22 protein-coding genes are annotated in these 24,370 nt (G+C 57.0%); 15 read left to right on the forward strand and 7 right to left on the reverse strand.

The features are described 5' to 3' along the window. Nucleotides 1–140 precede the first annotated feature (140 nt). The 4 genes from dnaX to Y5S_RS13895 all read left to right on the forward strand — a co-directional run bounded on the left by dnaX (nt 141) and on the right by Y5S_RS13895 (nt 4,624). Nucleotides 141–2,054 (forward strand): DNA polymerase III subunit gamma/tau, encoded by a 1,914-nt coding sequence (dnaX, locus tag Y5S_RS13880; RefSeq protein ID WP_035233774.1) that lies wholly within the window; start codon nt 141–143, stop codon nt 2,052–2,054. 91 nt (nt 2,055–2,145) lie between these two features. Then, nucleotides 2,146–2,463, forward strand: coding sequence for a YbaB/EbfC family nucleoid-associated protein (locus tag Y5S_RS13885; protein WP_035233775.1), 318 nt, complete (start codon nt 2,146–2,148; stop codon nt 2,461–2,463). A gap of 9 nt (nt 2,464–2,472) precedes the next feature. Beyond that, complete coding sequence (gene recR / locus Y5S_RS13890) at nt 2,473–3,075, forward strand: recombination mediator RecR (RefSeq protein WP_035233776.1); 603 nt, start codon at nt 2,473–2,475, stop codon at nt 3,073–3,075. A 406-nt stretch (nt 3,076–3,481) separates the two neighbouring features. Beyond that, nucleotides 3,482–4,624, forward strand: a complete 1,143-nt coding sequence (locus Y5S_RS13895; RefSeq protein ID WP_035233777.1) for an acyl-CoA dehydrogenase family protein — start codon at nt 3,482–3,484, stop codon at nt 4,622–4,624. A gap of 410 nt (nt 4,625–5,034) precedes the next feature. Here the strand turns inward: Y5S_RS13895 and Y5S_RS13900 are convergent, their stop codons facing one another. Further along, a complete protein-coding gene (locus Y5S_RS13900; protein ID WP_035233778.1) occupies nt 5,035–6,033 on the reverse strand; it encodes a putative solute-binding protein in 999 nt (332 codons plus the stop codon). Nucleotides 6,034–6,174: 141 nt separating this feature from the next. Continuing rightward, nucleotides 6,175–7,173 carry an AraC family transcriptional regulator gene (locus tag Y5S_RS13905; RefSeq protein ID WP_231552693.1) on the reverse strand — a complete coding sequence of 333 codons (999 nt, stop codon included), beginning with the start codon at nt 7,171–7,173 and terminating at the stop codon, nt 6,175–6,177. Between the two features lie 353 nt (nt 7,174–7,526). Here Y5S_RS13905 and Y5S_RS13910 point away from each other — a divergent pair, with 353 nt between their 5' ends. The 6 genes from Y5S_RS13910 to Y5S_RS13935 are packed head-to-tail and all read left to right on the forward strand — an operon-like array spanning nt 7,527 to nt 16,292. Further along, nucleotides 7,527–8,162 (forward strand): hypothetical protein, encoded by a 636-nt coding sequence (locus Y5S_RS13910; RefSeq protein ID WP_231552694.1) that lies wholly within the window; start codon nt 7,527–7,529, stop codon nt 8,160–8,162. Nucleotides 8,163–8,181: 19 nt separating this feature from the next. After that, nucleotides 8,182–9,816 carry a GH3 family domain-containing protein gene (locus Y5S_RS13915; protein WP_052041617.1) on the forward strand — a complete coding sequence of 545 codons (1,635 nt, stop codon included), beginning with the start codon at nt 8,182–8,184 and terminating at the stop codon, nt 9,814–9,816. After that, on the forward strand, nt 9,813–10,907 hold the full coding sequence (locus Y5S_RS13920) for a GNAT family N-acetyltransferase (protein ID WP_035233781.1): 1,095 nt from the start codon (nt 9,813–9,815) through the stop codon (nt 10,905–10,907). The genes Y5S_RS13915 and Y5S_RS13920 overlap by 4 nt, the downstream gene beginning before the upstream one ends. Next, complete coding sequence (locus tag Y5S_RS13925) at nt 10,904–11,860, forward strand: hypothetical protein (protein ID WP_035233782.1); 957 nt, start codon at nt 10,904–10,906, stop codon at nt 11,858–11,860. The genes Y5S_RS13920 and Y5S_RS13925 overlap by 4 nt, the downstream gene beginning before the upstream one ends. Continuing rightward, the gene (locus tag Y5S_RS13930; protein WP_035233783.1) at nt 11,857–13,011 is read left to right on the forward strand and encodes an efflux RND transporter periplasmic adaptor subunit; all 1,155 of its coding nucleotides are present in this window, start codon (nt 11,857–11,859) and stop codon (nt 13,009–13,011) included. Before Y5S_RS13925 ends, Y5S_RS13930 begins: the two co-directional genes overlap by 4 nt. Continuing rightward, complete coding sequence (locus tag Y5S_RS13935; protein WP_035233784.1) at nt 13,008–16,292, forward strand: efflux RND transporter permease subunit; 3,285 nt, start codon at nt 13,008–13,010, stop codon at nt 16,290–16,292. The genes Y5S_RS13930 and Y5S_RS13935 overlap by 4 nt, the downstream gene beginning before the upstream one ends. A gap of 536 nt (nt 16,293–16,828) precedes the next feature. Here Y5S_RS13935 and gpmA read toward each other — a convergent pair. Continuing rightward, nucleotides 16,829–17,575, reverse strand: a complete 747-nt coding sequence (gene gpmA, locus Y5S_RS13940) for a 2,3-diphosphoglycerate-dependent phosphoglycerate mutase (protein ID WP_035233785.1) — start codon at nt 17,573–17,575, stop codon at nt 16,829–16,831. A gap of 171 nt (nt 17,576–17,746) precedes the next feature. Between gpmA and rnd the strand changes: the two genes are divergently transcribed. The 5 genes from rnd to Y5S_RS13965 are packed head-to-tail and all read left to right on the forward strand — an operon-like array spanning nt 17,747 to nt 20,416. Then, nucleotides 17,747–18,820, forward strand: coding sequence for a ribonuclease D (gene rnd, locus Y5S_RS13945; protein WP_035233786.1), 1,074 nt, complete (start codon nt 17,747–17,749; stop codon nt 18,818–18,820). After that, the gene (locus Y5S_RS13950) at nt 18,820–19,128 is read left to right on the forward strand and encodes a YcgL domain-containing protein (protein WP_035233787.1); all 309 of its coding nucleotides are present in this window, start codon (nt 18,820–18,822) and stop codon (nt 19,126–19,128) included. The genes rnd and Y5S_RS13950 overlap by 1 nt, the downstream gene beginning before the upstream one ends. Next, the gene (locus Y5S_RS13955) at nt 19,118–19,570 is read left to right on the forward strand and encodes a YcgN family cysteine cluster protein (RefSeq protein WP_035233788.1); all 453 of its coding nucleotides are present in this window, start codon (nt 19,118–19,120) and stop codon (nt 19,568–19,570) included. Before Y5S_RS13950 ends, Y5S_RS13955 begins: the two co-directional genes overlap by 11 nt. Before the next feature lie 28 nt (nt 19,571–19,598). Then, nucleotides 19,599–19,970 (forward strand): hypothetical protein, encoded by a 372-nt coding sequence (locus tag Y5S_RS13960; RefSeq protein WP_231552696.1) that lies wholly within the window; start codon nt 19,599–19,601, stop codon nt 19,968–19,970. Next, entirely contained in the window at nt 19,967–20,416 is a 450-nt protein-coding gene (locus Y5S_RS13965) for an HIT family protein (RefSeq protein ID WP_035233789.1), read from the forward strand. Before Y5S_RS13960 ends, Y5S_RS13965 begins: the two co-directional genes overlap by 4 nt. Nucleotides 20,417–20,450: 34 nt before the next feature. Here the strand turns inward: Y5S_RS13965 and Y5S_RS13970 are convergent, their stop codons facing one another. The 4 genes from Y5S_RS13970 to Y5S_RS13980 form a co-directional block, all read right to left on the reverse strand. Further along, a complete protein-coding gene (locus Y5S_RS13970) occupies nt 20,451–21,176 on the reverse strand; it encodes a class I SAM-dependent methyltransferase (protein ID WP_035233790.1) in 726 nt (241 codons plus the stop codon). Continuing rightward, the gene (locus tag Y5S_RS13975; protein ID WP_035233791.1) at nt 21,169–21,531 is read right to left on the reverse strand and encodes a PilZ domain-containing protein; all 363 of its coding nucleotides are present in this window, start codon (nt 21,529–21,531) and stop codon (nt 21,169–21,171) included. Before Y5S_RS13975 ends, Y5S_RS13970 begins: the two co-directional genes overlap by 8 nt. An 8-nt stretch (nt 21,532–21,539) precedes the next feature. Next, nucleotides 21,540–21,692, reverse strand: a complete 153-nt coding sequence (locus tag Y5S_RS19735) for a hypothetical protein (RefSeq protein WP_156107783.1) — start codon at nt 21,690–21,692, stop codon at nt 21,540–21,542. Between the two features lie 214 nt (nt 21,693–21,906). Beyond that, entirely contained in the window at nt 21,907–24,234 is a 2,328-nt protein-coding gene (locus tag Y5S_RS13980) for a TRAP transporter large permease subunit (RefSeq protein WP_035233792.1), read from the reverse strand. Nucleotides 24,235–24,370: the final 136 nt, after the last annotated feature.

Genomic DNA, 24,370 nt, shown 5'->3' on the forward strand with positions numbered 1-24,370 from the left:
GTAACACCCTTGTCGCAACACACAACAGCAAACCTGCCAAAACCGCGACTCGTACTGTCCTCCCTCCGGGAACTTCGTTAGCATAAGCGACTGAATTTCAATTCCTTTGTCGTGGTGGCTGAGAAAGCTGCTGGAGTGCTATGAGTTATCAGGTTCTTGCCCGTAAATACCGTCCCCGTACCTTTGATGAACTGGTAGGGCAGGAGCATGTCTCGCGGGCCCTGATGCATGCGCTGGATCAGGATCGTTTGCACCACGCCTACCTTTTCACGGGCACTCGCGGGGTGGGCAAGACCACCATTGCGCGGATTCTGTCCCGCTGCCTGAACTGCGAGCAGGGTGTTAGTGCAAGGCCGTGTGGCGTCTGCCCGACCTGCCAGGAAATCAACGAAGGCCGTTTTGTCGATCTGATTGAGGTGGATGCGGCGAGCCGGACCAAGGTGGAAGATACCCGTGAGCTGCTCGATAACGTGCAGTACGCGCCGACACGGGGCCGTTACAAGGTGTACCTGATCGATGAGGTGCACATGCTTTCCGCTCATTCCTTTAACGCGCTATTGAAGACGCTGGAAGAGCCACCACCCCATGTGAAATTTCTGCTGGCCACCACTGATCCACAAAAATTGCCGGTGACAGTGCTGTCCCGTTGTCTGCAGTTTAGTCTCAAGGCGCTACCTGCTGAGCAGATAGCTGGGCATTTGAAGGCCCTGCTCGACAAGGAAATGATCCGCTATGACGAGCCTGCGTTGCTGTCGCTCGGCAAGGCGGCCCAAGGCTCAATGCGTGATGCGCTCAGCCTCACCGATCAGGCTATTGCGTTTGGCGGCGAGCAGCTGGGCAGCGAGGCGGTGAACGCCATGCTGGGCACCGTGGATCGCAACCATGTACTAACGCTGTTGGTGGCGCTGGCAGAGCAGGAGCCGGCCGGGGTGCTCAAGGCGCTGGCGGCCGTGTGCGAACACAGCCCCGGTGAACTGGCCCTGCTGGATGAACTGATCAGCCAGTTGCATCAGATTGCAGTGTGCCAGGCCGTCCCGGGGGCGGCGGATGAGACCCTCACTCAACTGGCGGGGGCGCTCACTGCCGAGCAGGTGCAGCTTTACTACGATGTGGCACTGCGTGGGCGTCGTGATCTGCAGGATGCCCCGGATACCCGCGCGGCACTGGAAATGTTGCTGCTGCGGATGGTGCTGTTTACCCCGAAAGGTGTACTGCCCGCCCAGGGGGGCGGTGCGGCTCCGGCAAAAAAGCCTGAAGCCGCAGCACCGTCGGCAAATACCGACGGGCTACCGGATTTGCGAGCCTTGCTGGATGCTCCCAAGCCGGCCCCACAGCCCACATCACCGGCAGTGGCTGTTTCCCGTCCTGAGTCTCAGCCGATGGAACAGCAACCCGTTGAGTCTCAACCGGTTGCCGCGGCACCGGCGGCAGCTGAGCCAGCACCAACGACAGTAGCCACACAGGATACTCCCCCTTGGGAGGAGGATGTGCCGCCGTGGGAAGATGAGCCCGTGCAGCAGGCGCAGTCATCTGACCCCGCACTTGCACAGCCACCGCAAGTTGAACTGCCGGCTGAGGCCATAACCGAGACAGTGCCTGAAGTCAGTCCAGCTGAGCCTGAGGCGCCGCTGGCTCCATTGGCGGAACCGACCAATGAGGCTGAAGTGGCCACCTGGTGGGCAGCCCTGCTGCTGCGTCTGGATCTGGATGGCACGGTGCGCAACATTGCCCGCAACGCGGTGCTGGTGAGCCGTGAAGGCCATCTGTGGACGCTGCGCATCAGCACCGGCCATCAGGTACTGGTCAATCGTGAGCGGCTGGATGAATTGTCTGCGGCCCTTGAAAATTACTTCCAGCGCCGCATTCAGGTGCAGGTGGAATACGAACAGCGTGCTGGTGACACCCCCGAGCTGATGGCCGAGGCTAAACGTCAGGAAATTCTCGCTGAGTCAATTGAGACGTTGCACAACGATCCGGTTGTACAGCAGCTGGTTAATCGCTTTGACGGGCGCCTGGACGAAGACAGTGTCACCCCTAAGCAAACGGTAGAGTAGCGAGCCAGATGCCAGACGCCGGTTTGCGCTTTTGTTTTTAAGCCTCACGCGTCCGGTGTTCGGCGTCAGGTGTACTTATCTGGAGATCCCCATGGACTTTGATATCAACTCTCTCATGCAGCAGGCGCAGGCCATGCAAGAGAAGATGAAAAAAATGCAGGACGAGGCGGCCAACGCCGAAGTGACCGGTGAAGCGGGCGCAGGCCTGGTCAAGGTGACCATGAATGGCCGTCACGATGTGAAATCGGTGAGCGTGGATGACTCGCTGATGAGCGAAGACAAAGAGTTGTTGGAAGATCTGCTGGCTGCGGCGGTGAATGATGCTGTGCGTCGTGTCGAGAAGCAGCAGCAGGACAACATGCAGAACATGGCGGGTGGTTTCCCGTTTCCTCCCGGCTTCAAACTCTAGGACCGATTTGTGAAGCACGCGCCTCTGGTTGATCAGCTCATTCATGCCTTTACCTGTTTGCCCGGCGTTGGACCGCGTTCGGCGCAGAGAATGGCCTATGCGTTACTGGATCGCGGCAGGGAGCAGGGGCGCCGACTCGGTGATGCCCTGCACGCCGCCATGGATGGGGTGCAGCATTGCCAGCGCTGCCGTAACTATGCGGAAGCTGAGCTGTGTCCGATCTGCGAGAGCCCGAAGCGTGATGCATCCTTGATTTGTATTGTCTCCACCCCCGCTGACGTTTTGGCATTTGAGCAATCCGGTGAGTATCTGGGGCAATATTTCGTGCTCATGGGTGAGCTGTCGCCGCTGGATGGTATTGGGCCGCGCGAATTGGGTCTGGATGTGCTGGAGCAGCGCCTGCAGGGCGGTGAAATTCGCGAGCTGATCCTGGCCACGGGCACTACCGTCGAAGGGGAAGCCACTGCTCACTACATTCTGGATCTGGCTCAGGATGCCGGCGTTCAGGTGACTCGCATTGCCCAGGGCGTCCCCATGGGTGGTGACCTTGAATTCGTGGATGGCGCCACCCTGGCCCAGGCCCTTCGCGCCCGCCGACCGTTCGAGAGCTAGCAGCTACAACGGGATTGAAGCTTGTCCGTGACTGAGCCCCAATAGGCCGCGCCCATACCCGGACGCGGCCTGTTTCGTTGTTGGGAGGCGAGTTTCGAGGTTCCAGTTTCGAAGATCAAAACCTGGTAAAATCAATTTACCGCAGAGATCACAGAATCAGCCCCATTGATTCCGTGATCTTTGTGCCCTCTGTGGTAAAACCGCTTTTGACTTTAATGCCTTTCGCAACTCGAAACTCGTTCCTCGCAACTCAAAGCTACAGCCAGTGCCTGCGCCTCCCCGCCAATCCGCGCCAGACAAACAACCCCCAATCCACATAACTCATCAACCTGTATAGCCTTTCTGGCGCAGATTCTGCTAAGGTCGAAACCAAGCAAGCGCTAGGTTGAAAGCATAAGGAGGCCCTGTGAGCGCACTGGAATACTTCAATGAAACCCACCAGATGGTGCGGGCGACGGTTCGCAAATTTGTAGAAAAGGAAATTCTTCCCCATGTGGATGACTGGGAAGAGGCCGGCGAGTTCCCCCGGGAGCTTTATGGCAAGGCCGCAGAGGCCGGCATTCTCAGCATTAATGCCCCGGAGCAATTTGGCGGCACCGGTGAAGACGTATTCATGAAGGTAGCGGCCTGTGAGGAGCTGGTACGCTGCTCTTCCGGTGGCCTTTGCGCCAGCCTCGGGTCTTTGGATATTGGCCTGCCCCCGGTGTGGAAGTGGGGCAGCGAGGCCATGAAAGAGAAGGTGATTCCCGAAGTGATTGGCGGTGAGAAAATCTCGGCGCTGGCGATCACTGAGCCGAATGGTGGTTCTGATGTGGCCAATCTGCGAACCCGTGCGGTGCGCGATGGTGATCACTATGTGGTAAACGGGTCCAAGACCTTTATCACCAGTGGTGTGCGCGCGGATTATTACACGGTGGCTGTTCGTACCGGTGACAAGGGCTACGGCGGCATCAGCTTGCTGCTGGTTGAAAAGGGTACCCCGGGGTTCACCGTGGGCCGAAAATTGAAAAAGATGGGTTGGTGGGCGTCCGATACCGCCGAGCTGTTCTTCGAAGATTGCCGGGTACCGGTGGAAAATTTGATTGGCCCTGAGAATGGCGGCTTCTACTGCATCATGAGCAACTTCCAGATGGAGCGCCTGATCCTGGCCGTGACAGCCAACAGTACCGCCCAGCTGGCGCTGGATGAATGCCTGCGTTACGTCAAGGAGCGGGAAGCCTTTGGGCGGCCTCTGGCGGGTTTTCAGGTAACCCGTCACAAGCTGGCGGAAATGGCCACCGACATCAAGGCGAGCACCGAATTCACTTATCGGGTAGCGGCAAAGATTGCGGCCGGTGAGAATTGTGTGCTGGATGTGTCGATGGCCAAGAACGTGGCGACCCGCTGTGCGGACAGAGTCACCTATGACGCGGTACAGCTATTTGGTGGCAGTGGTTATATGCGTGGCACCATCGTTGAGCGCCTCTACCGGGACAACCGTATTCTGTCCATTGGCGGCGGCACCCATGAGATCATGAATGAGGTGATCGCGAAGCAAATGGGCTTGTGAGAGAAGATTGGGTAACGAGTAACGAGAAGCGAACTACAGGGAACTGCTGTCCCACATTTTCAGACCCCCTCTTTGGGACAGCCTCCCCCTTCCTTTGTGGGAGCTTGCTTGCAAGCGAATTCGGCACTAGCGAACACTTCTTCGCCTGCAAGCAAGCGCCTACCCAGGAAGAACCAACCGACGTGGAGTGGCGGCATCTGAAAATTGGCTCGCCGACAATTCATGTCTTCATATCACGAAAACCCTGCCGGCCCTTCAGGACTGTGGGACAGCAGTGACTACAGGGAGGGTTTTGCCTTTCGAAACTCATCTCCCAACAACCAAAGAGGCCGCGTCCAGGCATGGGCGCGGCCTCTGTTGAGCCACCAACGAGCTTCAGCGGCGTTGTGGCTGGTGGCGAGTGCTCTGGCTCAGCCGGCGGTACACTCTGGGCGGCTTTGATCCAGCTTGCAACGTACCTTGCGCAGCAGGGTCAGCATGTCCGGGTCATAGTATCCCTCGATCTTCAGCTGGTTACGCGCTTCCTGCATTAGCACTTCATATTCTGCTTTGTCGGAATCCGGGATTTCTACCCACCATTTTGCATCAACTTTTTCTTCTTCCTTTTTCAGCTGGGCCACAATCCGGTCCAGATTCTGGTAAAAATACTCCCGGGATTTCTGGGCCAGCTCGGGGCTGAAGGCGTCTTTCTTGCCGATCAGCTGGATGGTCAGCTGCACCAGCGGGTAGTTGATAATGCCGCCATCCGGGGACAGGCCCTTGTACAGTTCCAGCGCTTCATAAGCGGCCAGGGGAGCGGCAATCACGTCCACCACGCCGTTGTTGAACTTGGTGGAGAAGTTGGTGATATCAGACGCTACCGGGGTGGCACCTACCTGGGAGACCAGCTTGGCCTGGGTTTCGTCATATTCGAGAACCGCTACCCGCTTGCCCGCAGCCTTGGCCAGGGTGTTGACCTGTTTGTCGTTCACGAAGATATAGGCCGCTCCTGCCGGCGCGATGCCCATGATCTGATAGGAGCCCTGGGTGAGTTTGGGCGCACTCTGGGGCAGTGACAGCACCTGCAGCACGATACGCAAGTGATCCATGCTGGGGATGGAGCCGATCGAATCCACGGTGCCGGCGTACTTGCTGAAGCCTCGGCCACGGATACCGGTAACCAGGGCAGCATCACAGATACCCGCCTTGAGATCTTCGGCGGCGATGGCTTCATTGGTGTAGGGGATCAGTTCTGCATCCAGTCCCCAGCCCACAGCGGCGGTCTGCCAGTCTTTCATGGCTCCCATCATCGGGCCCACATTGCCGACAATATCAAAAACACAGATCTTGGTTTTGGTGGTAGCGGCCTGGGCCGTCATGGATGTTGCCAGGGCGCAAGCGGCCAGGGCGGCAGTCATCAGCTTCTTCATGGAATTTTCCTGCGTTGTTATTACTGGTATCGCTTTAGGGTATGAGTGGATGGTAGTAGGAAAGGTTCAGAAAGAAAAAGCCGCTCGCGCCAGTCTGGCTGCAATTTGGGTCAATTCTCGCCTGGTTTTGTATGTGGGGGGTTATTGACGTTGGGCCCGGCGCACCTCTCCGGGGGTTTTTCCCGTCCAGCCTCGGTAAGCCTTGCTGAAACTGGCTTGGTCACTGTAACCGATCTGTTCGGCGATTTTGTCCAGCGGCATGTCCGTATCGCGGAGAAAGCGGGTGGCGAAGGTTTCTCTTACCTCGTTTCGAATAGTGCTGAAGGCATACCCGGCCAGTTTCAGGTGGCGACGCACTGAGCGTGGGCTCATGCCGAGACTGTCCGCCACGCGTTCAAGACTGCTGTTACGGCCGCAACCACGAATAATTTCCTGCCTGATCAACGTGGCAACGCGAAGGCTGTCATCCTGGTCGAGTTGCTCGCGGGAGCGGGCGCTGGCCAGAAATGCAGCCATGCTTGCCTCATCGTCTCTTGCCTGTCTGCCGGACAAGGGCATTAGCACCTTGCTGGAGGGTTCGTTGAAATAGACGGAGACATCGTTGGGCAACTGTCGCCAGTTGGGAGACTTCTCCGGGCAGGGAAAGTTGAACTTGAAGGTGAATTCACGGCACACCAGGGAAGCAAGGGAATAGATACTGCCCATGTATATGTTGGTGATGGTTGGCCGGAGATCTTCCAGGTCCCAGTTGTCGCACAACTCGATAGTGATCAATTCACCATTGCAGGTGATTTCCATATCCATCAGCGGCAGAGAAACACGAAGATACTGCACGACCATGTAGACCAGTTTCGGGAAGTCCTGTTGGCGTAGTAGCGCAAAACCAAACAAGCCATGGCCCTGTAAATCCAGTTCCTGACCAAACTGAAAACTGGCAGAGGCATCATTCAGCAGTTTTTCGCCTTGGCGAAGGATGTGGCAGATCTGATTTATCGAGAGATAGGTGTCGGGCTGTTCGATAACATGAAAATCCAGGTTTGAATTTTCGAGTACCAACGTTCCATTTATTCCGCGTTTTTGGAGAAAGCGTAGATACCGACGGGCATAACGTGCAGAAATCAGAGGAACTTCGAGCGCCATTCCTTTTCTTTTCATTCTCAATTATCCGGTTTAATCGGACCCCGTTGTTTTTATTGTTGAGAACTCTGTCGCAATATCTTGCTGATCATGAAAACGGAAATGAAAGTTTTCCCGTTTTAACAAAAAATTGGCCGCTTTTACTATTAATTGATCGCCTTCAGATGCTCATGATGTCGCCCCGCTTTATCGCATAAAAATAATCAGGGAGCCACAAAATGAAAAGGGAAACTGCGCCTAAATTGAAAGCGAGGTATGTCCCTATCTCTAAAGTATCAGTCCGGTTAATAAGGCGAATGTATGAGATATATTCTCAGTACTACGAAAATATAAGTCTGGATCTGTTTTGTCAGGATATGGCTGAAAAAAACGGTGTTTTTCTGGTTGAGGATCGCTCTACCAAGCGCGTGGTAGGTTTTTCAACGATGAAAACATTGGACATGCGTAATGGCGATAAACGGGTTAAAGGCGTGTTCAGTGGTGACACCATTATCGAGAAGGAATATTGGGGAAATAAAGCACTGCATGTGGCGTTCTTTTTACGCATGATTCGAGAAAAACTACGACATCCTTTTCGTCCCATGTTCTGGTTGCTGATCTCCAAGGGTTACAAAACGTACTTGTTGATGGCGAATAATTTCCATAATTATTATCCAAACCCCGACAGGCATTGTGAAAAGCTTGAGGGGCTGGTAGATAATTACTGTGAACTGCTTTTTCAGCCCTACTATTGTCCGGAAAACAAGCTTCTCGACTTTGGCGGCGGCTATACTCACCTGAAATCAGATGTGGCACAGATCACAGATGAAATGCGTGCAAGAAATGAAAAAATTCATTTCTTCGAAAAGCGCAACCCCAGCTGGGAGCGTGGAACTGAATTGCCTTGTGTGGGTGAGGTTAGCTACTCCCTGATTTTGCATTACCCCTTTTCCTTGTGGCGCAAACTGCGCCGTAAAACCCGCGGGACCATGACAGCTATCCCGGCAAAATAATTACAAAAACGGGGCAACCATGTTCGGACACCATCTATTGAAGCTGGCCACTGGACCCGGCGAACGGCGCTTTGCGCGCTCGCGAGAGTCCATGGAAAACGTACAACGAGAAAACCTGTCCCGCTTGCTGGGACAGATTGCCGGTATGCCCGCTGCAGAACAGGCTGGGCTGACGGCGGATATGAGCTGGGAGCAATTTTCGGCTGCCCAGCCGGTTACGGATTACGATTATTGGCGTGACGCCATCGATTTTCACCGTAGCCAGGGGCGCAGCTGGATGAGCCGCTCCCCGGTGAGCCGTTTTCAGCCAACCAGCGGTTCTACCTCAGCCATCAAGTGGGTGCCGTACACCAAACAGTTTCTGGGCGAGCTGGATAATGCCATCAGTCCCTGGGTGGTAGATCTCTACCGGCAGTTTCCCCGGCTCATGCATGGGCGCCATTATTGGTCCATGTCTTGGGTGCCCACTGCGCTGAGGGAAAGCATGAGTGAAGAGATTAATGATGATCTTCAGCTCATGTCTCTGGGCAAGCGCATATTGGCAGGCGCAACCCAGTCGGTTCCCCAGAACGTATCGCTCGCACGTACCTCCGATGATTCCCTGTTTGCCACACTGGCCTGGCTGGCATCGGATCAATCCCTTTCAATGATCTCTATCTGGAGCCCTACCTTTGGGTTGGGGCTGCTCAAGAATATGGCGCTCTGGCGGGATGAGCTGGCCCAGGTGCTGTCCACGGGGGAATGGGGAAGCTATATGCAGGGCGTCGAAAACCCTGGTTGCCCGAAATCCCCACGCGCGGGGGCGATGCTGCGTGAATGGGATGGTTCACTGTGCCCCGAGTTTTTCAAGGCCTTATGGCCGTCGCTGGCGCTGGTAAGTGCCTGGGACACTGCGGCGTCAGCGCCATGGGCTCGGCAGCTCCATTCGCTGCTTCCGCAAGCCGGTTTCCAGGGCAAGGGGTTGTGGGCGACGGAGGGGGTGGTGACGATTCCCTATCAGGGGGAACACACCTTGGCCTATCGAAGCCATGTTTATGAATTTCAGGACCCGGATGATGGCAGCATCTATGCCCCCTGGGAGCTGGAGGTGGGGCAGCGGGTGATGCCCTTGCTGAGTACGGGGAGCGGCTTGTTGCGCTACCGGCTCAAAGATCTGGTGCGGGTAGAGGGTTTTAATCAGGGCGTGCCGATTCTCACCTTTCTGGGCCGAGCGGGCACCACGGATCTGGTGGGTGAAAAACTCACCGCACCAGTGGTGGAGGAGGCCATTGCGGCTATCGATCTGCCGGATGATGCGATACCGGTTTGTACCGTTGCGGTGGATGATGCCGGCAATGGCAAGCCGGGGTATCTGTTGTTGCTGGAAGGTGAGTGCAAGCAGAGTTCCGGCGCCGGCGCCCGACTGGAGGCCGAATTACAAAAGCATTTTCACTATCAGCTGGCACGAAACCTTGGGCAGCTGGAACCGATGCGTTGCGTGGTGCATCCCGGCATGCGTGAGCGTTACCTGCGTCAATGTCGCCAGCGCGGCATGATTGAGGGAAACATCAAGATGGAATCCCTCCAGTACTGGCCGGGTAGCCTGCCTGGTTGGCTTTCTTTCGAAGGAGACCTTTCTCGTTGTGGAAAGGGCGCCAAGGAGCCGGTGCTGTGAGTTATCGGATCCGCCCCGCAGAGCAGGGGGATAACGAAGCGATTCTGACCCTGCTACAGGGAACGCCGCAACAGGGAGCGGTAACACTCAACTTTGAGCGCCAACCAGATTACTTCCGTGGTGCCAGGGTGGCCTGTGAGCAGCCGGATGTATGGGTGGCGGAAGCGCGCGATGCCCCAGGGAAAGTCGGCGCGGTTTATAACGTGGGCTGGCGGCATGTGTGGGTAAATGGTGAGGTGCGGCCGATTCGTTACGCCCATGATCTTCGGATTGCCCCGGAATGTCGCAACGGGATGATTCTGCACCGTCTGTTTCGGCACTTGCGCAAGCAATTGGCTGAAGGCGAATGGATGCAGACAACGGTATTACAGGATAACCAGGCATCACTTGCCACGGTGGCCAGTGGCCGTGCTGGGCTGCCTACCTACTATCCGGCCGGAACCATTGAAACCAGCATGCTTTACACCCGCCAACGCATGCCGCGTCTGCCCGCGGACATTGCTATTCGGCAGAGCGGCTCGGCGGACTTGCCGGACATTGCCGCGTTGCTGAAGGCGCAGGGCCAACACAAACAGTTTTTCCCATACTGGGACGTCAATCGTGTCCATGGAGATGAGTATTGCTACGGGCTGAATGCATCCAGCTTCTTGTTGCTCCGGATAGGAGGAGAGCTAAAAGGGGTGTTGGGCTTCTGGGACCAGAAGCCAATCAAGCAAACCCGGGTGCTGGGTTATACCCGTGGCATGGGAATGATGCGCCACCTCTACAATACGCACAGCGTATTGCGGGGTGGTATGCGCCTGCCGGCACCGGGAGGCGTGTTGTCCTACCTCTCTCTGCACAGCGTGATTGTGAGTAACGATGACCCTGAGCTACTGCGCCTGTTGCTGGATTATGCCGTGGCATTTTTCCATGGTCGTTATGACGCATTGATTTGTGGTTTCTTCCAGCAGGACCGGCTGGCTAAGGTCGCTGAGCGCTACCGCAGAAGGTTATTGCTCAGCGAACATTTTCTGGTGAGTTATGACGGCGACCCGCGCGGTACGCTGGATATGAATCGGCCCTGGTATGTGGAGGTAGCGCGCCTGTGAGTGTCAGTGCTACCGATTACATCGGGATGTGGTATCAGGCTCGTGCAAAGTTGGGCGTGGATGACCGCATTGATTTCATGTTTGTCGATCCGGAAAGCGGCAAACGGCGCAGTGTCATTTTACGGCACCGGGACTATGACGGTGTGGCAGGCATTCTGGTATCGGCGCGGCGGATGGGGATGACGCCGCCTCAGGTTCCATTCGGTAAGCCGCGCCCGGCGCCACCATTCTGGAAGCGCTGGCAAGCCGATCCTGTTGCTGGTGCGGCTGCCACGCCAAGCTGGCGAACGTCCGAAATGGCAAGTGAGTCATCTCCTGAGCCACAGATACAATGGTTGAGCAAGGCCCAAACAAGTGAATTGTATCGTGCAGCGCAGAGCTGCAATGTCTCGCTGAACAGTCTTTTGTTGCTGTCACTGCACCGGGCAGTCTGCACAATCCTGATGGACAGAATGCAGTCCGGCAGCTGGTGCTTTCCCGTCAATATGCGCAATGCCGTTACCGTGCCTCGTGAGGAAATGAACTTGTCCAGCGCGTTTTACCTGAGCGTAGCGCCCGAGGATCAGCCAGCCGATATCGACAATGCCATTCGCGCCAATCTGAAAGCCAATGTGCACTGGCGTTACTGGCACCTGGCCCGTATTGGGCGCGTTATCGGGCAATCGGGAGTGGACTGGCTTTGTGCTCGAATGCTGAACGGCAAGGCTCATTGCGGTTCATTTTCCAGCTTGGGCGAATGGCAGATGGATTTTGCTTCTGCCGGTATGGCAGCGGATACGGTGTTTGGTTGCTGTGGTCCTGGAAGCCCCAATCACCCGGTAGCCAATGGTGTCATGGTCGTTAATGGGCGTTTGAGCCTGGCGCTGCGGCTGCATCCTTCTCTTGGTGCGGATGAGGTTCGCGCCAAACGCTGTCTTGAACAGTGGATCAATGGCTTGCTGGAGTGGATATGAGAATGCCGACCTTGCGTACCCTGGTGGCGGTCATTGCGGCACTGGCAATGGGGTTAGCCGTGGCCATGCTCTATCTGGTCCCCCCGGCACAGCCGGAGCAGAAAGTGCGTGATAGCGTGCTGGCACTGGATACCTGGCAGGTGAGCTGGCGCGACGAAATCATTCCGGTTTATACCCAGGGGCTGGTATCGGCGCGGCATGAGCTGCCTCTCAGCCTTGAAGTTTCCGGCCGCGTCGAAGAAGTCGCGCCTGCGTTCGCCGATGGTGGTCGTGTGATGGCCGGTGAAATCCTGTTGCGGCTGGATCCGGAGCCTTTTGAGCTGGAAGTCACGTCACAACAGAATGCGGTGCAGGCTGCCCGTTTGCATCTGGCTGAAACCCGTGCCCGTGCCAGAGTGGCAGGGGGCTCGGGTCGGTCGTCGGCGCTGGGGCGTTTCGAACCGCAAATGGATGAGGCTCGTAGCCGACTGGCGGCAGCGCAGGCTGGATTGCGGCAAGCCCAGCGGCAACTTGAGCAAACCGAATTGGTAGCGTCGATCAGTGGTCGCTTGAGAGGCGTCAAGGTGATGCCGGGGCAGCATCTTCAGGCTGGGACTGTGTTGGGCCAGCTCTATCAGGAAGACTTGGTGGAAGTGCGCTTGCCCGTGCGCGACGACTGGCTGGCCCTGCTGGGCATTGTGCCGGGGGATGACAGCACTCTGGCCATGGTCAATGCGACGTTGCGTGGGCGTTTCGCTGGCCGGGATGGGGAATGGCAGGGCCGGGTGGTGCGCCGTGAAGGTGGGCTCAATCGCAATCAAATGATGAACCTCATTGTGCAGGTGGCCAATCATGAGCAAGGGTTGCCGCTGGAGCCCGGCGTGCTGGTACAAGCTGAGCTGCGTGGTGCGCCGACCCCTGCGGTGGCGGTGCTGCCCCGTTCTGCCCAGGCGGGAGAAGACAGCATCTGGGTATTGGATGAAGACAAGCGCCTGCGTCGCCAGGCGGTCGTTATGCTGCACCATGATCGAGAGCACCTCTATGTCAGCGATGGCGTCACCAGCACGACCCGTGCGGTATTGGCCGGTGATCTGCAACTGTTGGAGGGGATGCGTATCGACCCGAATCCGCCGGCGGCGGGTTTGGCCACGGTGAGCGGGTTGGCACCATGAACCGTTCCATAGCGTGGTTTGCCGGCAATAGCGCGGTCGCTAATTTGTTGATGATTACCCTGCTTCTGGCGGGGATTTTGGCGATCCCCATGACCCGGCAGGAAACCCTGCCAAACGTGCCGCTGGATCGCATCGGTATCTATGTGGCCTGGCCCCAGGCGACGCCAGAGAATGTAGAGTCATTGCTCTGCAGTCCGGTGGAAACCGCTATCGATGATGTGGAGGGTGGTACCGAGCTGATCAGCGAATCCCGTGAAGGCTTGTGTTCGGTACAGCTGGATGTGTTGGAAGGTCATGACACCCGGTCTGTGCTGGAGCAAATCCGGACTCGCCTGGAAGGGCTGGACACGCTACCCAGAGGGGCGGATCGCCCCAGGGTTCAGGAGCTGGTGGTTCGTAACCGGGTAGTCCGATTGCTGGTGAGTGGTTCCCTGTCTCGCAAGGATCTTTACCAGCTCGCACAGAAAGCCCGTCGGCAGCTGCTCAATCACGAGGCCGTATCCAGTGTGGATATCGAGAATCTGCCTGAGCGGGAGATGTCTCTGCAGGTGGATCGTGATGATCTCTACCGGTACCAGCTGACGCTCGATGGCATGGCCGCTACGGCATCACAAAGCGTGCAACGCATTGCCGGTGGTCTGCTGCGTAGTGAACGAGGTGACTGGCTGCTGCAAACCGGGGAGCAGCCAGGCAGTGCGCAGGCGTATGAGGATTTGGCGATTCGTCAGTCCGAGCAGGGGGACTTGTTGCGTCTGGGGCATGTGGCACGGGTGGACGATGGCTTTTCCCGTGACAATCAGGCCGCCTGGCTGAATGGTCAGCCGGCGGTGGCGCTGGATGTGTACCGGGTCGGCGATCAGAACGTGCTTGCGGTCGCTGATGCCGTCAAGCAGTGGATGGCCGAGACCGATTTGCCCAGTGGGGTGAGCCTGCGGATCTGGAGCGACGACGCGCGGCAGTTTCAGGAACGGTCCAGTCTGTTGTGGCGCAATGCCTTACAGGGGCTGGTGCTGCTGACCATCATGCTGGCGATTTTCCTGACACTACGATTGGCCGGTTGGGTCGCTTTGGGCATACCTGTGTGCATGCTCGGAGCCTGTGCGCTGCTGCCGTTGTTGGGCGAATCCTTCAATACCATTTCCCTGTTTGCCTTCATCCTGGTGTTGGGGATTGTGGTCGACGACGCAGTGATCGTTGGCGAAAGCATTGACCATCAGCGGCGGCAGGGATTGTCGGGGCCTCAAGCTGCAGTCAGTGGCGCGCAGCGGGTGGCAAAACCGTTGTTGTTTGCCGTACTGACGACCATTTTCGCGTTTGCTCCTCTGCTGTTTTTGCCGGGCCCAGAAGGGGCACTGATGAGAGTGATCCCGATAGTCTCCATTGCCATCCTGGTGTTGTCGCTGGTGGAGTCGCTGTGGATTCTCCCTGCACACCTCAGCCATGGTCGCCCGCCCCGTGGTATCTGGCTCAAATCAGAGCGGTTGGCCAATCGTATCAATGAAAGACTTGAGCGCTGGCTGGACGTAAAGGCGCGTCCACTGCTGCGGCGTGCCTTGCAATGGCGTTATGTGCTGGTGATTGTGTTCCTTGGTCTGTTCTTGTTCTGTTGTGCGTTGGTCAACAGCGGTTGGCTAACCATGGTGTTGTTCTCCCGTGTGGAAGGCGACCGGGTGATGGCGGAAGTGGTCTTTCCGCAGGGCACCGGTGATGCTCGTCTGTTGCGGGAAGTGCAGGCCCTGGAAGGCTCCGCGCGTCGTCTTTCCAGCACCCTTGAGCAGGAGCATGCGCCGGTGCTGGTGGATGCGGTTTTCGCTGAGCAAGGGGTACGCCAGAAAACCTCCAATGCTCAGGATCCGGGGGCTCGTTTTCGGGTTCGTGTCACGCTTGCCGTGAGCGGCGAGACCGGTCAGCTGACCCCGCGGGAGCTGGCGGCTCGTTGGCGGGAGCAGCATGGTCCCATACCGGATGCCTTGTCGGTGAAATTCCACGCCAGCCTGATGGCGGTGAAACCGGATATCCACCTCAACCTGTTCCATTCTGATCTGGCAACGCTGCAACGCATGAGCGAGCAAGCCGCATTGACGTTATCGCAAATGGATGGCGTTCACGAGGTGGCCAATAATCTTCATGCCAAACGCACTATTGTCGAGATCAACCTGCGTGAGGAAGGCCGTTTGGCGGGCTTGCGGGCTGAGGAAGTGGGTTCTCAGGTGCGTAATGCGTTTCACGGTATCGAACTGGATCGCTGGTTCGAGCAGGATCAGGAAGTGCCTGTGATGTTGCGACTGTCGGAGCAGGATAGCCGTAATCTGATTGATCTGGAAAAACTGCCGCTCAAGCTGCCGGATGGCGAAATGACCTTGCTAGCAGCAGTGGCGGATCTGTCCCGCCGCCAGGCACCGGCCATGATCAGTCATTATGACGGTCGCCGCAGCGCCACCGTGAGCGCTTTCGTGGATGAGCACACCACATCGCCTGCGCTGGTGATGCAGCGCTTGCAAGAGACGCTCCTGGATCCATTGACGCAAGCCGACGAGGAGGCGGGCTGGACGGTAGCAGGCAAACAAGCGGCAGTGCAGGATTTTCTCGATCGTTTGTCCATTAGTTACCTGATCGCACTGGCAGCTATTTTCTTTCTGCTAACGGTGCTGTTTGGGCGGTATGGACAGCCATTGTTGGTAATGGCGGCGATTCCGTTTGGCATGGTCGGCGCCTTTCTGGGGCATTTTTTGCTCGGTTATAGCCTTACCCTCTGGTCACTTGTCGGGGTGATTGCGGTCAGTGGTGTGGTGGTGAATGACAACCTGGTGCTGATCGATGCCATCAATGAGTTCAAGGCCAGAGGCAAGGCGTTGCGGGACGCGGTGGTGGAAGGTGTGAGCGGGCGGTTACGGCCTGTGATGCTGACCTCCATCACTACCTTTGCTGGAGTGGCGCCACTGATGCTGGAGACCAGCGTGCAGGCCCGGTTCCTGATCCCCATGGCGGTGGCGCTGGCCTTTGGTGTGTTGTTTGCTACTTTGGTCAGCCTGCTATTGGTGCCATGCCTGCTGGTCATTGGCCACGACGTGAATGTGGCCTGGTTGCGCTGGCAGGCAAGATGGCGCGCTCCAGAGGCCTCGGAGCTCGATACAGTGGAAGTGGCCTATGAGCGTGGTCAGCTGACCGCCTGGTGGGGTGCCAACAATCCCTATGACGACCCTGTTCTGCGTTCGGCCTGGGAGGCAGGGCGGCAGGATCATGGCAACGATGGTGAGGCTCCGCAGCATCTCCAGGGTTGAGTTGAAAGTTCAAAGTTTAAAGTTTAAACGCGGATCAGGCTTTCGGGCTCTGTAAGGCCGTGCCCGCGGAGCTCACGTGGGGAAATTCCCCAGTGGGAACGACGCGCAGCGAAGTGACGTCCGCAGGACGGCCCGAAGGGTGAGTGCAGCGAATACGGGCGTTTGCTATGCCCTCTGGGTGCGACCGCGGGATAAGGCGTTTCAATCATGCCCAGGCACATCGCGGCGGAACCGCCGCTCCCACAAAAACAACACCCACGCCAGTAATTTTCCCACCTGTGGGAGCGGGCGTTCGACCGCGATAGGGCGTTTCAATCATGCCCAAGCACATCGCGACGGAACCGCCGCTCCCACAAAAATAACACCCAGGCCGGGAATTTTCCCTCCTGTGGGAGCGGGCGTTCGACCGCGATGGGGCGTTTCAATCATGCCCCGGCGCATCTCGGCAGAATTACCGCTCCCACAAAAAAGCCCGCCCCGGTTAGCCGGGGCGGGCTTTTTTGCATCAGCTTTGGAGCCTCAGGCGTCCAGCGTAGTTACGCCTTACCCTGATTAGCCACAGCTTCGGCTGCTGCCGCAACGGCTTCGGCGTCGCCCAGGTAGTAGTTCTTCACGGCCTTCAGGTTGTCATCCAGCTCATACACCATCGGTACCCCGGTGGGGATGTTGAGCTTGACGATCTCTTCGTCGGAAATATCACCCAGGTACTTCACCAGGGCGCGCAGGCTGTTGCCGTGGGCACAGATCAGAACCTGTTTGCCAGACTCGATAACCGGCTTGATCTCGCTTTCGAAGTAAGGAATGAAACGGTCCACGGTATCCTTGAGGCTTTCGGACAGTGGGATCTGTTCTTCGCTCAATTCCTTGTAGACACGGAAATTGCCAGCGTAACGCTCGTCGTCGCGCTCCATCTTTGGTGGCGGAGTGTCGTAGCTGCGACGCCAGATGTGAACCTGCTCGTCGCCGTACTTGGCGGCGGTCTCTGCCTTGTTCAGGCCCTGCAGTGCACCGTAGTGGCGTTCGTTCAGGCGGTAGTCACGAATCACCGGGATCCACATCTGATCCATGGTATCCATGATGGTCCACAGGGTGCGGATGGCGCGCTTGAGCACGGAGGTGTAAGCCACGTCAAATTCAAAGCCGGCTTCTTTCAGCAGTTCGCCTGCGGTACGGGCTTCCTCGCGGCCTTGATCGGTCAGATCGACATCTTTCCAGCCGGTGAAGCGGTTTTCCTTGTTCCAAACGCTCTGGCCATGGCGGACCAGTACCAGTTTCGTGCTCATGCGGTGTTTCCTGTGCGGGTTTCAGTGCGGCGCAAATCGTAGCAGAAAACGGGCGGGAAATTGAGCGTTAACGGCCATATTTGCCCACGGGCCATGATTCCTTTGCTGGTTTGCTGAAATCTGCCCCGCTGAGCCCGTATAATCGTCGCCAATTCAGTTTCAGGCGGTTACATGGCTTATCTCTGGTGTGAAACAAATGACGCAATCAGCAGCTGGTTAGCGGGGTTGAGCCCCGGTAGCCCGGTGTATCTGGATACCGAGTTCATGCGTGAACGCACCTTTTGGCCCCAGCTGGCACTGGTTCAGGTGCATGATGGCCAGGCTATCCGCCTGATCGACACCACCAAAATCAGCCCTCAGGTACTCGCACCGCTGTTTCGGGATTATCCTCTGGTGATGCATGCCTGCTCGGAAGATCTGGAGGCGATTGCCAGCTTCACCGGTGCCTATCCGGCAATCATTGAAGACACGCAGATTGCTGCGGCACTAAGTGGCGAAGATATGCAACTGGGCTATCAGAAAATTGTCCAGATGCTGCTGGGGGTGGAGCTTCCGAAAGGGGCCACCCGCACCAACTGGTTGAAACGTCCGCTCAGTGAAGAACAGCTGCACTATGCCGAGGATGACGTGAAGTACCTGCCGGAAGTGACGAATTTACTCCGCGAACGGCTAGCCGGGTTGGGCCGTTTGGCGTGGTGGCAGGAAGAATGCGAGCGTTTGCTGGGGCAGGCCAGTCAGCAAGAGCAGCCCGAGGACGCCTGGCGCGGCGTGAAAGGTGCGGGTTTGCTGCCCGATGATGCCCGTGCGGTACTGTCGGTGCTGGCTCCCTGGCGAAATCGTATGGCACGGGAACGTAATCTGCCGAAAAGTTTTGTGATCAAGGATGCCCAGCTGCTGGATCTGGCCCGCGCCCGGCGCTCTGATCGCGGCATGCTGGCGGATGTGGGGCTGCACCCGAAAAGTATTCGTCGCGATGGCGATGCGCTGGTAGCCCTGATCGAAGAAGGCCGTCGCGTGGCGCCGCCACCACCGCTACCCGGGCCGCCGGATGCCCGCGAGAAAAAGCTGGCCAAGACGCTGCGCGGTAAAGTGGGTCAGATCGCTGATAATATTGGCCTCAAGCCGGATGTGCTGATGCGTCGCCGTTGGCTGGAATCGTTGATTCGTCACCCGGATCGGGTGCCGGAGCCGCTGACCGGCTGGCGGGAAGATGTGGTGACTAAACCTCTGTTGGAGTTGCTGTAGTGCTGAAAGGCAAGCTGTTTTGTTCGATTTACAAGACCCGGAAAAAAGCCGGTATGTACCTGTTTGTGGATCGCCAGAAGGGCCTCAAGGATCTGCCGGAGGTGCTGTTGAACCAGTTTGGTCCGGCGGTACATGTGAATGACATGATTCTGTCGCCGGATCGGCCATTGGCACGTGCGGATGTGCAGCAAGTCATGGACGCCATCCGTGAACAGGGCTTTTATTTACAGATGCCTCCTCCGCCGGATGAAGACCTGTATCTGGCGGCAGGACACCCGGATCGCCCGCGGAGTCTGGATGGCGAATAAGCCCCAGCGCGAGCGTTTCTGGGAGTTGCCCCTGGAGCAGCTGACAGACCCGGAATGGGAAGCGCTCTGCGATGGCTGCGGACGCTGCTGTCTGGTTAAACTGCAGGATGAAGACAGCGGAGAGCTGGCTTTTACCAATCTGGCCTGTCGTTATCTGGACGCTGCCAAGTGTCAGTGCAGGGTGTATGAACAGCGTTTCCAGAAAGTGCCGGATTGTATTCGGGTAACGGAATCTATCGCGCGCAATACCGATTGGCTGCCGTCCACATGTGCGTATCGTTTGCGTGCCCTTGGTGAGCCGTTACCCGCATGGCATCCGCTGTTGAGTGGAGATCGTCGTTCGGTGCAGCAAGCGGGCGTGAGTGTGGCGGGTCGGGTAGTATCCGAACAGCTGATTCCCGAGGATGATTGGGAAGAACACATTATTCATTGGGTAGAGTGATCTCTGCCCTCAGTAGTCAGGAGTTATTGTGACGACTAAAGCGTATCTGTGGGGCTGGTTTGCCTATCTTGTCGGAACAGTGGGTGTTCTTTTTGTCTGGTGGTGGCTGACCCGCTCGCTGGCCGTGTGGGCCAAGGTGCCGTTGCGGATTGTGCTGACAGCGTTGTTGATTACTCCCTGGTCGGTATCGCCGGAGCATGATGAATGGGCTCCGGCCTGGGTGGTCAGCCTGTTTGATGGTCTTGCCCAGGAAGACATCAGTCTGTGGCGGGCCGGTGGACCGCTGGTGGCCATGCTGTTGGTGGCGTTGGTGGTTGCTGTTCTGGAGGTATGGCGTCAGCGGCGCAAACAGGCACGTCTGAATCTCGATGCGGGCCCCGACTCGGCGCATCCAGAATGAAAAATTGCATCTTTTGTCAGATTCAGGAAGGTGAGTTGCCCGCCAGCGTAGTGTATGAGGATGACCGAGCCATGGTCATTCTGGATCTGTTCCCGGTGCGTGAAGGCCACTGTCTGGTCATCCCCAAGGTGCATGCGCCTCTGGTGGAAGAACTGAGCGGTGAGATGTCCAGTCATCTTATGGACCTGGCGCGGCGGACGATCAAGGCGCAGAAACGCGCTGGGTTGCCGGTGAAGGCCCACAACCTTGTGATCAATGATGGTCGTGAAGCGAACCAGCATGTTCCCCATGTGCACTTGCATGTGATCCCCCGACGGGGCGGTGATACGCTGGCGACGGCTTTTACCTGGGCGACCCGGTTGCTGAATATTTTTGGCATGGCCAAACGTCGCAAGAAGCTGGATCGGCTGGCAGGACTGCTGGCTGAGCATTTCCCGAAAAGCTAGCCGGCGGCATGTTAGCTACAGGGAAAAGCAGCGCTTAGGGCTTGTGCCAGGCTTTCACCCGTAACGGCCACCGAACCAGACGTTTGCCAGGCCCCCAAGCCGTGCTCAATGCTATGCCGAAGGGAGTGAGTGGATCTTTCCCGGCCTGTCGGGCTTGCACCAGTGCGGACCAGGTATCGAGGTAGCCCAGCATTTCCCGGGCTGACCATTGCCGTTCAATGTCACTGGCAGGAAATGCGCAATCTTGCCAATCCAGATGGGCTTCTGGATATCCCGCCACAACCTGATCCCGCTCCGCTGGCCACCAGGGGCCAAGCGTCTTGTCATGGAAGTCCTGAATCAAGCTGCCCAATCCCTCCACCTCACAGACGCCATAGCTGATCAGGGCCAGCAGGCCACCCTTGCGAAGGCAGCGACCAGCTTCAGCGAAGAATGCATCCGCATCAAACCAGTGAAACGCCTGCGCAACGGAAATCAGATCCAGACAATCATTCGCAAAGGGCAGGGGAGAAGCACGGCTGGCCAGATACTGGGTGCGGGAAGGCGGGGCAGATTGCAGCTGTTTCAGGCTCAAATCCGCGCCCAGAACGTGCTGAAACCAAGGCTCAAGGCCACGACTGGCCTGACCTGTGCCGCAGCCCATATCCAGGGCATGCTCCCGCTGTGGGCATTGCTTCGCAAGCCAGGCAAACAGTGAATCCGGATAGTCAGGGCGATGTAATTGGTAGGAGGAGCCGCGCTGGAAAAGCGGTTCACTCACAGAATGCACCACCCTGGTCAAAGTGGGCGGACCACAGACGGCCGTCGGCACGCTCAAGATCCAGAGCGATTCCCGCCAGCAGGTGGCCATCGGGGGCGGCGCACCAGGCTACAGTGCCATAAAGATGGTAAGTGCCATGCTCTTCAAGCAAGGCGACCCAGAGCTCCACGTCCGTGTCTGGACGAATCGGCGCAGGCAGCTCGACACTGATCCCTGCCAGCGAAACGTCATGGGTCGTCAGGTAGAGACGATCTTCCAGGCTTACCGATGAGGAGCGCGCAGGGAGTAGCGTCAGCGAAAGGCTTTCTTCACGGTGAGTGCGGGGGTAGCGTCGGTTTTCCATTGCCGTTGCCATAGTGATCCCTATCCGTAGATTGCCCGGTCGACCAGGTAGGAGGCCAGGGCGATCAGGCTGACGACGCCCGCCAGAAACAACAGGAAAAGCAGCGCAGGTTTGGCTGTCCTGGGTAGGGGTTCTGTTTCACGCGGTAGTTGTGATGGTTCCGGTTTCGCCATCAGCACTCTCCCTTCAATAGCCTGTGGCTACAGTATCCGCTATTCACGATGAATTAGGAACCTGCAGGGCTTAATGGTATTGACATAATGTCGAGCCGTCGAGTTCCTGTGAACGAAATGGAATGGTGTAGACAAACCTCCGTCTCGCTGGCACTTGAGAAGAAATGAGACAAAAAAGGGGCCAAAGAGCCCCTTTTTTTGAGTTTTTGCCGGTTTAGCCGGCAAAGGCGATTTTATGGAAAAGGTAGTCATGCGCGGCGTCGGACACCAGCGGCAGGTAGGATACCAACAGAAGCGCTGTCAGCATTACCGCAACAGGCAATAAGTACTTCTCGTAGCGTCGGTAGAAGGAACCGCCATGAACATGGGCCGACTCCACTTCTTCGTCCCCAACAACCTGACGTGTTAGCAGATGGTTAAGCGCCACTGGCGGGGAGAGATAGCCAAGTTCAAAGGCCACCAGGGTAATCATCCAGAAGTGCAGGGGATCGATACCATTAGCAAAAGCCACGGGCGCGATCGTGGCGTTCACCAGCAGCACTGCCCCCATGGGATCCATCGTCATGCCGATGATCACCATGGTAATCACCAGCAATGTCATCGCAATCCAGATACTGGAGAACGTCTCTGGCAGGTTCTCCATCATGCCGGAACGCTCGATAATTCCGCCCATGCTGACAGACATCCCCATCAGGATAAGCAGGGCACCAATGTGGCCGGTTGTTTCATTGGTAGCAAAGCGAAGTGAGGACTCGAGGTTGTCACCAACACCCGGCTCTGCCTGGTAGTGCGGATCCATATTCGGCGTTTTAACCAGATAGTGAACCACCAGACAGGCTGCGAGGATGATATTGCGCCAGAACAGCCCCCAGAACACATTCTGCAGGCCTTCGGAGGACATCCCGGTGGGGATGTTGCCAGAGCTCAGAGCCTCTTGCATGCCCAGCATGTTAAAGAATGAGTAAGCCAACAGCGGGATCAGGAGTAACGAGAAGAAGTGGAGGAAATAGCTGCTCAGCTTTTCGTACGCAAGAATCGCAAAGAGCATGACTGGCAGAATGATGGGCGCATAGATCTCGTCAAGTTTGATGGCCAGTAGATCCTTAAACACCACAATCACTGAGCCCATGATGATGATATAGGGCAGCAGGGGAATCAGTCGTTTGATGCTGGCGGGGACTGCCTCAGAAAATGGGGCAATACGTGCCGGAGCGGTACGGGCAAACTGGCTGTAGATGAAAAAAATGAATAGCGTCAGGTAGAAAATCTTGATGCCGGCAGTAAACATCTCTCCTGTTGTGACTGCGTTATTCAATGCGGCAATGATAACAACCAGCAGACATGGACGAAGCACTACCCCTAAAGAGCCAGACATGGCAGTGGCGGCAAGAGCCAGTTGCTTGCGGGCTCCTGCACGAACCAGTTCGCTGTAAATCGTGGCCCCGGCAGCAATCACAAAGATACCTGATGCACCAGTATACGCCGTTGGAAAGGCGGTGATCGCCAGTACCGCAAAGCACATCAATTCCGGGGACATTTTCCACGGGCGAAGCACATCAAAAACAAGATGCGCCAATCGAGTCTGTCGCAACATCATGCCAATCCAGATGTACAGGGCCAGGCTGAGGAACAGGGTGGATAGCTCCATGATCATGCCCAGATAGACGCTGATGCCGTGGTAGTAGCCCTGTTGAGCAAACTGGATGCCTGCCGAAATACACATGATGCTGTACAGCGGAATCGTGAGTAGCGCCTTGCCCCAGGTGCCACCCTCCTCGAGATCTCTCGGTGGTTTTACAAGCTGGTAGAGGGCCGCCAGCGAGAGGATGGCAAAACCGGCAATCCAGAATTGATGTAAGTGGAAGTGATTGACCTGTACGCCATCAGCCATTGCCGCCATTTCTTCCCCGCGGTATACCCAGGCGGATATCAGTAGCATCAGGTTGGCGCTGAGCTGCCCAATGGTGGAGACCAGATGATCTTTTCGGGTGCGAGCAGGTCGCAGAGCAATATGGTGTCGGGTGAGGGTTGCCGTTGCTGCGCAGATGATGATCAGCAAGCAAAGTAGCAGGCGCTTGTAGTCGCCGAGAGAGGTGACAAGCTGCGCGACACCCGTCTCGATATTACGAAACGCGATAACTCCAGGGGTGACCTGCTCCTGGACCATGGTGTAATCGGCCCACTTGTCCCTGCAGATTTGCCGTGATGCCTCCAACGAACGTTGTATGGCAGCTTCGTCAATATCGGTTCCAAAAAGACCCGCCAGCGGATCATCCGCAATATGTGCCTTTTTCCGGGCCACAGCCTCCTGCAGCGAACGTTCCATGTCCGGGTCCGGGTTGCAGGTGGGTTCCCCGACGAGCCCCGCGGTTCTCAGCTTGAAATAGCCTTCCCAGGTGTTTTCGCCAATCTTGAGTAGCTGCGAATGGATCACTTCACCGGAAGCGAGGAAGATCGTCAGTAAAAGTACGATGAGAGTAGGCAGCGAGGATAACCATTCTTTGGGCGACCGCCGCCCGACGCTTAGACTGACCGTGTCCATTCCATGTCCTTGGTTTTTTTATTGGATCGATGGAGCCTAGCAGAAAGGAAATAGGCCTGATAGTCGGAGACAAATTTCAAACATAAGGCTCCCAGGTAACAAAAAAGGGGCCCGAAGGCCCCTTTTTAAACGTCCG

Origin of the sequence: Alcanivorax nanhaiticus (assembly GCF_000756665.1) — a bacterium.
Lineage (GTDB): Bacteria > Pseudomonadota > Gammaproteobacteria > Pseudomonadales > Alcanivoracaceae > Alcanivorax > Alcanivorax nanhaiticus.

What these genes read in the sequence shown, in the direction of transcription:
- dnaX (WP_035233774.1), top strand. Translation starts at nt 141, where the DNA reads ATGAGTTATCAGGTTCTTGCCCGTAAATACCGTCCCCGTACCTTTGAT.
- Y5S_RS13885 (WP_035233775.1), top strand. Translation starts at nt 2,146, where the DNA reads ATGGACTTTGATATCAACTCTCTCATGCAGCAGGCGCAGGCCATGCAA.
- Y5S_RS13900 (WP_035233778.1), bottom strand. Translation starts at nt 6,033, where the DNA reads ATGAAGAAGCTGATGACTGCCGCCCTGGCCGCTTGCGCCCTGGCAACA.
- Y5S_RS13905 (WP_231552693.1), bottom strand. Translation starts at nt 7,173, where the DNA reads ATGGCGCTCGAAGTTCCTCTGATTTCTGCACGTTATGCCCGTCGGTAT.
- Y5S_RS13910 (WP_231552694.1), top strand. Translation starts at nt 7,527, where the DNA reads ATGGCTGAAAAAAACGGTGTTTTTCTGGTTGAGGATCGCTCTACCAAG.
- Y5S_RS13915 (WP_052041617.1), top strand. Translation starts at nt 8,182, where the DNA reads ATGTTCGGACACCATCTATTGAAGCTGGCCACTGGACCCGGCGAACGG.
- Y5S_RS13930 (WP_035233783.1), top strand. Translation starts at nt 11,857, where the DNA reads ATGAGAATGCCGACCTTGCGTACCCTGGTGGCGGTCATTGCGGCACTG.
- Y5S_RS13935 (WP_035233784.1), top strand. Translation starts at nt 13,008, where the DNA reads ATGAACCGTTCCATAGCGTGGTTTGCCGGCAATAGCGCGGTCGCTAAT.
- gpmA (WP_035233785.1), bottom strand. Translation starts at nt 17,575, where the DNA reads ATGAGCACGAAACTGGTACTGGTCCGCCATGGCCAGAGCGTTTGGAAC.
- rnd (WP_035233786.1), top strand. Translation starts at nt 17,747, where the DNA reads ATGGCTTATCTCTGGTGTGAAACAAATGACGCAATCAGCAGCTGGTTA.
- Y5S_RS13955 (WP_035233788.1), top strand. Translation starts at nt 19,118, where the DNA reads ATGGCGAATAAGCCCCAGCGCGAGCGTTTCTGGGAGTTGCCCCTGGAG.
- Y5S_RS13965 (WP_035233789.1), top strand. Translation starts at nt 19,967, where the DNA reads ATGAAAAATTGCATCTTTTGTCAGATTCAGGAAGGTGAGTTGCCCGCC.
- Y5S_RS13975 (WP_035233791.1), bottom strand. Translation starts at nt 21,531, where the DNA reads ATGGCAACGGCAATGGAAAACCGACGCTACCCCCGCACTCACCGTGAA.
- Y5S_RS19735 (WP_156107783.1), bottom strand. Translation starts at nt 21,692, where the DNA reads ATGGCGAAACCGGAACCATCACAACTACCGCGTGAAACAGAACCCCTA.
- Y5S_RS13980 (WP_035233792.1), bottom strand. Translation starts at nt 24,234, where the DNA reads ATGGACACGGTCAGTCTAAGCGTCGGGCGGCGGTCGCCCAAAGAATGG.